This window comes from Aliivibrio fischeri (assembly GCF_009727955.1).
Lineage (GTDB): Bacteria > Pseudomonadota > Gammaproteobacteria > Enterobacterales > Vibrionaceae > Aliivibrio > Aliivibrio fischeri_A.
Map to the genome: position 1 here is coordinate 96,849 of NZ_WOBR01000012.1, position 8,253 is coordinate 105,101.

Genomic DNA, 8,253 nt, shown 5'->3' on the forward strand with positions numbered 1-8,253 from the left:
TTTGCGTCTATAATAAAGCTGTCAGGTAATGAATACCATGCAAACGATAAAGTAAAAAATGTGATCTTTACGTTTCTTGACACAAAAACAGATTACATTTCAAACAGAGTCCCCTAAAATAATGAATGAACGTTCATTCATTTCATAAGGACGTATTTATGAAGGAAAAACGTCAGCTTATTTTAGAATCGGCCGAAAAACTGTTAGCAACTGATGGCTTTCATGGCTTATCGATGCAAAAAGTTGCCAATCAAGCAGGCGTCGCAGCGGGTACTATCTATCGTTACTTTGATGACAAAGAAGCACTGATTGAAGAAATCAAGCTGAACATTATGCAACGTGTAGCAACTGCCATTCAAAAAGACATAGATGATAACGATCCTATCAAGGTTCGATTTAGAGCTATGTGGCTAAATATTTGGCACTTTGCTATTTCAGAAAAAAATACTTTTTTAAATCGAAATCAATATGAAGCACTCCCGTCTTCGAATTTAATTAAGTTAAAGGAACTAGAGAAAAAAATATTTGCCCAAGTGAATCAACTCTTTGTTGATGGACTTGAACAAGGCGTATTTAAACCTCTCAGTGTAGAAATCCTTATAGGGTTAAGCTTAGAAGCAAGTGTTTGCTTAGCAAGAAAACATTCTCAAGGCTTTTTTACATTAACAGATGATGATCTCAACTCAGCGATTGAAGCCAGTTGGGACGCAATTATTAAACACTAATTTGGAGTTCTAATCAGAATGAAAAAGTGGACTTTCTTTATGTTGCTTCTTGCACTACTTCTTTTTGGTAGCGTAATTGGTTTCAACATGTTCAAACAACAAAAAATAGCTGAATACATGGCTAACCGCCCTGAAGCTGAATTTCCAGTCACTGTAGAAACAATTAAACCGACACTTTGGACTCCAACCATTGAAGCGATCGGTTTTATTGAACCTAATCAAGGTGTAACGCTAACAACTGAAGTTAACGGCATTATTGATAAAATTTCATTTGATTCAGGTAGCCAAGTTAAAAAAGGCCAAGTGTTAGTTTCTCTTGATTCAAAAGTAGAAAAAGCAAACTTGAAGAGTACTCAAGCTCGCTTACCTGCGGCAGAAGCAAAATATAAACGTTATAAAGGCCTATACAAAAAAGGCTCGATTTCAAAAGAAGCTTACGATGAAGCTGAAGCTAATTACTTCTCTTTAGCTGCTGATATTGAAAGTATGAAAGCATCGATTGATCGCCGTGAAATCAAAGCTCCTTTCTCTGGTGTTATTGGTATTCGTAATGTTTATCTAGGTCAATATTTACAACCAAGCACTGATATCGTTCGTTTAGAAGATACAAGTATTATGCGTCTACGCTTTACTGTTCCTCAAACGGATATTTCTAAGATCAACATTGGTCAAGAAATTGATATTTCTGTGGATTCATACCCAGAAGATACTTTCCGAGGTTCTATCAGTGCGATTGAACCTGCAGTAAACATTCAAAGTGGTTTGATCGAAGTTCAAGCAGATATTCCTAATAACGGCGGTAAGCTGCGTAGTGGTATGTTTGCACAAGCAAAAATCATTCTTCCAACTTTAGAAAACCAAGTAGTTATTCCTCAAACAGCAATTACTTTCACTCTATATGGTGACAATGTTTATATCGTTTCTGAAAAAGATGGCGTAAAACGAGTTCAACAACATGTAGTTAAAGTGGGTGAGCGTACTCAAGATATTGCACATATCTTAGAAGGCGTTAAAGCTGGCGATATGGTTGTAACAACTGGCCAAGTTCGTCTAAGTAACGACGCTAAAGTTCGTATTGTGGAAAGCAATGCCACAACACCACCTGCTGAAACACCAATGCTGTAATCGGAGGCATTATGCGCTTTACTGATGTTTTTATTAAACGTCCAGTTTTAGCGGTATCGATCAGCTTTTTGATTGCTTTGCTTGGTATCCAAGCAATTTTCAAAATGCAGGTTCGTGAATACCCTGAAATGACAAATACCGTTGTTACGGTAACAACAAGCTACTATGGTGCGAGTGCCGACTTGATTCAAGGCTTCATCACTCAGCCCTTAGAGCAAGCGGTCGCACAAGCCGATAATATTGATTTCATGACATCTCAATCAGTAATGGGTCAATCGACTATTACTGTCACTATGAAATTAAATACGGATCCTAACGCTGCACTTTCTGACATATTGGCAAAAACTAACTCTGTTCGTTCTCAACTTCCTAAGGAATCTGAAGATCCAACAGTAACTATGTCAACTGGTTCTACTACGGCGGTACTTTATATTGGCTTTACGAGTGATGAGTTAGTATCAAGCCAGATCACCGATTACCTTGAGCGAGTGGTTAACCCACAATTGTTCACTGTTAATGGCGTATCAAAAGTAGACCTTTATGGTGGTATGAAATACGCGCTTCGTATCTGGTTAGATCCTGCACGTATGGCCGCTATCAAAATGACGGCAACTGATGTTATGGGTGTACTTAATGCCAATAACTTCCAATCAGCAGCAGGTCAAGCTACCGGGGAATTTGTTCTCTATAATGGTAGTGCTAATACACAGGTTTCTGATGTTGAAGAACTAGAAAACCTAGTGATTAGAACCAATGATGGTGAAGTTGTTCGTTTAAGTGATATCGCTAAAGTATCACTAGATAAGAGCCACGATGTGTACCGTGCAAGTGCAAATGGTCAAGAAGCTGTTGTTGCTGCGATCAATGCCGCACCAAGTGCAAACCCAATCAACATTGCAGCGGATGTGCTTGAGTTACTTCCTCAATTAGAGAAAAACTTACCAAGCAACATCAAAATGAACGTCATGTATGATTCAACGATTGCTATCAATGAATCCATTCATGAAGTAATCAAAACGATTCTTGAAGCGGCTTTAATCGTATTAATCGTTATTACATTATTCCTAGGTTCATTCCGAGCAGTTATCATCCCAATTGTAACTATCCCACTATCCCTTATTGGTGTAGCAATGGTAATGCAAGCAATGGGATTCTCTTGGAACTTGATGACTCTACTGGCCATGGTACTTGCTATCGGTCTTGTAGTGGATGATGCCATCGTTGTTTTAGAAAACGTTGACCGCCATATCAAGTTAGGTGAAACCCCATTCCGCGCTGCGATTATCGGTACTCGTGAAATCGCTGTCCCTGTTATTGCAATGACACTAACATTGGGGGCGGTATATGCTCCAATCGCAATGATGGGCGGTATTACTGGTTCTCTATTTAAAGAGTTTGCATTAACACTAGCAGGTTCGGTATTCGTATCTGGTATCGTTGCACTAACACTGTCTCCAATGATGTGTTCAAAAATGCTAGTTGCAAATGAAGAGCCCAATCGTTTTGAGAAAAAAGTTCATCACATACTAGATGGTATGAGCGAACGTTATGAACGTATGCTTAATGTGATCATGACTCGTCGTCCTGTCATCATTGCTTTTGCTGTTATTGTTTTTGCAAGTCTACCGCTATTGTTCAAGTTCATTCCAAGCGAGCTAGCACCATCGGAAGATAAAGGTGTTGTTGTACTTATGGGTACCGCACCATCAAACGCGAACTTAGACTACATCCAAAATACAATGGATGACGTAAACAATATTCTGTCAGCACAGCCTGAAGTTGAATATGCTCAAGTATTTAATGGTGTTCCTAACTCAAACCAAGCGTTTGGTCTAGCAACCCTTAAAACTTGGAGTGAGCGTGAAGCAAGCCAAGCAGAAGTAACTAAACGAGTTGGTGGATTAGTTTCTGATATCCCAGGAATGGCGGTTACTGCCTTCCAAATGCCAGAGCTTCCAGGTGCCGGCTCAGGTTTACCAATTCAATTTGTTATTACTACACCAAATAGCTTCGAAAGCTTGTTCCAAATAGCAACCGAAGTATTAACTGGTGTTAAAGGTAGTCCATTATTTGTTTATTCAGATCTAGATTTGAACTTCGATTCAGCAACAATGAAGATCAATATAGATAAAGATAAAGCAGGTGCTTATGGTGTTACGATGCAAGATATCGGTATCACACTAAGTACGATGATGGCTGATGGTTATGTAAACCGAATTGACCTTAATGGTCGTTCATACGAAGTTATTCCTCAGGTTGAACGCAAATTCCGTTTAAACCCTGAATCAATGAATAACTATTATGTACGCTCAGCAAATGGTGAAGCGGTTCCTCTTGGTAGCTTAATTTCGATTGATGTGATTGCAGAGCCTCGCTCATTACCGCACTTTAACCAATTAAATTCAGCAACCGTTGGTGCTGTTCCATCGCCTGGTATCGCTATGGGTGATGCCATTAATTGGTTTGAAGATGTAGCAAACAACAAGCTTCCAAGTGGTTACAATCACGACTACATGGGTGAAGCTCGTCAATATGTAACGGAAGGCAGTGCATTATATGCAACTTTCGGTTTGGCTCTTGCTATCATCTTCTTGGTTCTTGCGATTCAATTTGAATCAATCCGAGATCCATTAGTAATCATGGTATCTGTTCCATTGGCTATTTGTGGCGCGTTAATAGCCCTTGCTTGGGGTGCCGCATCAATGAACATCTACTCACAAGTAGGTCTTATTACCTTAGTTGGTTTGATTACTAAACACGGTATCCTTATCTGTGAAGTAGCAAAAGAAGAACAACTGCATCATCAAAAGAGTAAGATGGCTGCAGTAACAGAAGCAGCAAAAGTGCGTCTACGCCCAATCTTAATGACAACAGCAGCAATGATCGCTGGTCTAATCCCGCTATTATATGCAACTGGTGCAGGTGCTGCTCAGCGCTTCAGTATTGGTATTGTAATTGTTGCAGGTCTAGCGATTGGTACATTGTTTACGCTATTCGTACTTCCTGTTATATACAGTTACTTAGCAAGTGAACATAAACCATTGCCTGTCTTCGAAGAAGGCAAAGAGATTAAAGAATCTTAATGGTGAAATAAAATTAAAGGCTGCTTCGGTAGCCTTTTTTTTATTTGGATAGCGACAATTGGAAAGGCTTTACTTAGAATAAAGAAAAAGTATTCAATTAAGGGTAAATAATGTTTGATCCAAAAAAGTTAGAGCAAGTAGCAAAGCAAATTCATGAATCAATGCCGCAGCCAGTAAAAGAACTTGGTAGTGATGTTGAACAAAAAGTTCGTCAAGTTATTCAAGGACAGTTAAATAAACTTGATGTTGTTAGCAGAGAAGAGTTTGATGTCCAAACACAAGTTCTTTTACGTACTCGCCAAAAGCTAACAGCGATGGAACAAAAACTTGCTGAACTAGAAGAGAAACTTTCGGAAAAATAAAACAATAACCAACAATACAATCTGAAGTATCCAGTTTTGAGCTGATTATTGTATGTTATTAATTTATCCAGATTACGATAAAAAAGGCTTGGTCATAAACCAAGCCTTTTTATTTAATTACAAATCAAACTAACCACCAACGGCAATTCGCTTCATATCACTCATGTAGCTACGTAACTCTTCACCTATATATTCAACTGGGTGATTACGAATCGCATCATTAACAGCGATTAGCGTTGCATTATCAACTTGATTTGATTCCTCACCTAATCCACGGCCAATAACATCTGTTTCAACAGCAGGCATGAACTTCTCACGAAGAAGTGGCGTTGCTACATTTGCAAATAGGTAGTTACCATATTCAGCAGTATCAGAAATAACTACGTTCATTTCATACAAACGCTTACGTGCTACAGTGTTAGCAATCAGCGGTAATTCGTGCAGCGACTCATAGTAAGCTGATTCATCGATAATGCCTGATGCTGTCATAGCTTCAAATGCTAATTCAACGCCAGCACGAACCATTGCAACGAGTAAAATACCGTTATCAAAGTATTCTTGTTCAGAGATCTCTACATCAGACTCAGGATAGTTTTCAAACGCAGTTTGACCTGTTTCTTCACGCCAGCCAAATAGATTAACATCATCATTAGCCCAATCAGCCATCATTGTACGAGAGAACTCACCAGAAATAATATCGTCCATATGCTTGTTATAAAGTGGACGCATTAGTTCTTTAAGTTCTTCTGAAAGCTCAAATGCTTTTACTTTAGCTGGGTTTGAAAGGCGATCCATCATATGCGTAACACCACCAAACTTTAGAGCTTCAGTAATTGTTTCCCACCCGTACTGTAGAAGTTTACCTGCATAACCAGGTTCAATACCGTCAGCAATCATCTTCTCATAAGATACGATAGAACCAGCTTGTAGCATGCCACAAAGAATAGTTTGCTCACCCATCAGATCAGATTTAACTTCAGCGACAAAAGAAGACTCTAAACAACCAGCTCGGTGGCCTCCAGTACCTGCAGCCCAAGCCTTAGCAATATCCCAACCTTCACCTTTAGGATCATTTTCTGGATGAACTGCAATTAGAGTTGGAACACCAAAACCACGTTTATATTCTTCACGAACTTCTGTACCAGGACACTTAGGTGCAACCATCACAACCGTCAAATCTTTACGGATTTGCATACCTTCTTCAACAACATTGAAACCGTGCGAATAACCTAAAGCTGCACCTTCTTTCATAAGAGGCATAACAGTTTCAACTACATTAGTGTGTTGTTTATCAGGAGTAAGGTTAATAACTAGATCAGCTTGCGGGATCAGAGTTTCATAGCTAGCAACTTCAAAACCATTTTCTTTTGCATTTTTATAAGATTGTCGTTGCTCATCAATAGCAGCTTGACGCAGTGCATAAGCAACGTCTAAGCCTGAATCACGCATATTAAGGCCTTGGTTTAAACCTTGAGCACCACAACCAACAATAACCACTTTCTTACCTTTAAGGTAATCAGCTTCTGTTGCAAATTCTTCACGATCCATAAAGCGACAACGACCTAATTGATCTAATTGTTCACGTAAATTTAGCGTATTAAAGTAGTTAGACATGATAAAACTCCGTAAATATCTTTTAATCCATTGGGATGATTCTGTGTATGAATTTGATAATAACGAAAGATTAACATTGTAAAAAGTGATATATTGGCAACACATGATTGCAATAAACACAACATTATGAATATAAAATTACTACAAACATTTTTGCATTTATGCGAAAGCCATAGTTTCACACACACATCCAAGGCTATGCACTTAAGCCCATCAGCTCTAAGTCGACAAATACAAAAATTAGAAGACGACGTTGGTCATCCATTATTTATTAGAGATAACCGAAGCGTCGAATTAACCAGTGCGGCAAAGCAACTGATACCTATAGCACTAAATATATGCTCCGAATGGAGTGGATATAAAGCCAGTTCAAACGTCGTAAATAACGCCTTAAAAGGACAATTAAAGTTATTTTGCTCAGTCACTGCAAGCTACAGTCATCTTCCTCAATTATTAAACGACTTCAAAGTTAATTATCCACATATAGACATTAAACTATCTACTGGCGATCCCGCTCAAGCGATAGAAAAGATTGAATCCTCTGAAGTAGATATCGCTATTTCAGCGGTGCCAGAAAAACCTTCAAATAAGCTGGCTTTTGAAATTATTAGTGAGATTCCTCTTTCAATTATTGCTCCCTTAGGTAACAACCAATTTATTAGTGAAATAAACAAAGAGAATAGTAATTGGGAGTTACTCCCTTTTATATTGCCCGAATCAGGTACCGCTAGAAACCGAGCTAATCAATGGTTTAAAGAACAAGGAATAAAACCAACTATCTACGCTCAAGTTTCAGGTCATGAAGCAATTGTAAGCATGGTTGCATTAGGGTGTGGGATAGGAATAGCACCGGATGTTGTGATAAACAACAGCCCAGTGAAAGATAAAGTACAACGCTTAAATACGTTACCAATTGCGCCATTTAAACTAGGTTTATGCTGTAAAAAATCAAAATTAAATGATTCTGTTATTCAGGCGCTTTGGCAAGTTGCTGAAAATACTTTTATTTAACTCTGAAACGAAAAAAGGCTTCCCTATGGGAAGCCTTTTAAATTTGAGCCTAGCGATGTCCTACTCTCACATGGGGAAACCCCACACTACCATCGGCGCTATTACGTTTCACTTCTGAGTTCGGCATGGGATCAGGTGGGTCCATAACGCTATGGTCGCTAAGCAAAATCTGTCAGTAAATGGTGCTGATACCCAGACTTGAACTGGGGACCTCACCCTTACCAAGGGTGCGCTCTACCGGGCTGAGCTATATCAGCAATATTTTTACTTAATTTAATCAAAAAAAGCCATCCGATAGGATGGCTTCTTTTTAAATTCAAGCCTGGCGATGTC

6 protein-coding genes, 1 tRNA gene and 1 rRNA gene are annotated in these 8,253 nt (G+C 38.9%); 5 read left to right on the forward strand and 3 right to left on the reverse strand.

All coding sequences use genetic code 11. The features are described 5' to 3' along the window. The first annotated feature begins 158 nt into the window (after nucleotides 1-158). The 4 genes from GNP81_RS16935 (at nucleotide 159) to ubiK (ending at nucleotide 5,295) form a co-directional block, all read left to right on the forward strand. Nucleotides 159-725 carry a TetR/AcrR family transcriptional regulator gene (locus GNP81_RS16935; protein ID WP_005421498.1) on the forward strand — a complete coding sequence of 189 codons (567 nt, stop codon included), beginning with the start codon at nucleotides 159-161 and terminating at the stop codon, nucleotides 723-725. Between the two features lie 18 nt (nucleotides 726-743). Beyond that, nucleotides 744-1,850, forward strand: coding sequence for an efflux RND transporter periplasmic adaptor subunit (locus tag GNP81_RS16940; protein ID WP_005421499.1), 1,107 nt, complete (start codon nucleotides 744-746; stop codon nucleotides 1,848-1,850). 11 nt (nucleotides 1,851-1,861) lie between these two features. Further along, nucleotides 1,862-4,933, forward strand: a complete 3,072-nt coding sequence (locus GNP81_RS16945) for a multidrug efflux RND transporter permease subunit (protein ID WP_072055353.1) — start codon at nucleotides 1,862-1,864, stop codon at nucleotides 4,931-4,933. A 110-nt stretch (nucleotides 4,934-5,043) separates the two neighbouring features. Beyond that, on the forward strand, nucleotides 5,044-5,295 hold the full coding sequence (gene ubiK / locus GNP81_RS16950) for a ubiquinone biosynthesis accessory factor UbiK (RefSeq protein WP_005421501.1): 252 nt from the start codon (nucleotides 5,044-5,046) through the stop codon (nucleotides 5,293-5,295). Between the two features lie 129 nt (nucleotides 5,296-5,424). Here ubiK and ilvC read toward each other — a convergent pair whose 3' ends face one another. Continuing rightward, the gene (ilvC, locus tag GNP81_RS16955) at nucleotides 5,425-6,909 is read right to left on the reverse strand and encodes a ketol-acid reductoisomerase (RefSeq protein WP_155675028.1); all 1,485 of its coding nucleotides are present in this window, start codon (nucleotides 6,907-6,909) and stop codon (nucleotides 5,425-5,427) included. A gap of 126 nt (nucleotides 6,910-7,035) precedes the next feature. On the opposite strand from ilvC, the gene ilvY reads away from it, so the two are divergent. Beyond that, nucleotides 7,036-7,920 carry an HTH-type transcriptional activator IlvY gene (gene ilvY / locus GNP81_RS16960; protein ID WP_155675029.1) on the forward strand — a complete coding sequence of 295 codons (885 nt, stop codon included), beginning with the start codon at nucleotides 7,036-7,038 and terminating at the stop codon, nucleotides 7,918-7,920. A gap of 47 nt (nucleotides 7,921-7,967) precedes the next feature. On the opposite strand, the gene rrf is transcribed toward ilvY, so the two are convergent. After that, nucleotides 7,968-8,083: ribosomal RNA gene (gene rrf, locus GNP81_RS16965) — 5S ribosomal RNA — on the reverse strand. A 17-nt stretch (nucleotides 8,084-8,100) separates the two neighbouring features. After that, nucleotides 8,101-8,177 (reverse strand) — tRNA-Thr (locus tag GNP81_RS16970). Nucleotides 8,178-8,253: the final 76 nt, after the last annotated feature.

Excerpts from the sequence above, each read along its gene's own strand:
- GNP81_RS16945 (WP_072055353.1), top strand. The coding sequence starts at position 1,862 with ATGCGCTTTACTGATGTTTTTATTAAACGTCCAGTTTTAGCGGTATCG.
- GNP81_RS16935 (WP_005421498.1), top strand. The coding sequence starts at position 159 with ATGAAGGAAAAACGTCAGCTTATTTTAGAATCGGCCGAAAAACTGTTA.
- GNP81_RS16940 (WP_005421499.1), top strand. The coding sequence starts at position 744 with ATGAAAAAGTGGACTTTCTTTATGTTGCTTCTTGCACTACTTCTTTTT.
- ubiK (WP_005421501.1), top strand. The coding sequence starts at position 5,044 with ATGTTTGATCCAAAAAAGTTAGAGCAAGTAGCAAAGCAAATTCATGAA.
- ilvY (WP_155675029.1), top strand. The coding sequence starts at position 7,036 with ATGAATATAAAATTACTACAAACATTTTTGCATTTATGCGAAAGCCAT.
- ilvC (WP_155675028.1), bottom strand. The coding sequence starts at position 6,909 with ATGTCTAACTACTTTAATACGCTAAATTTACGTGAACAATTAGATCAA.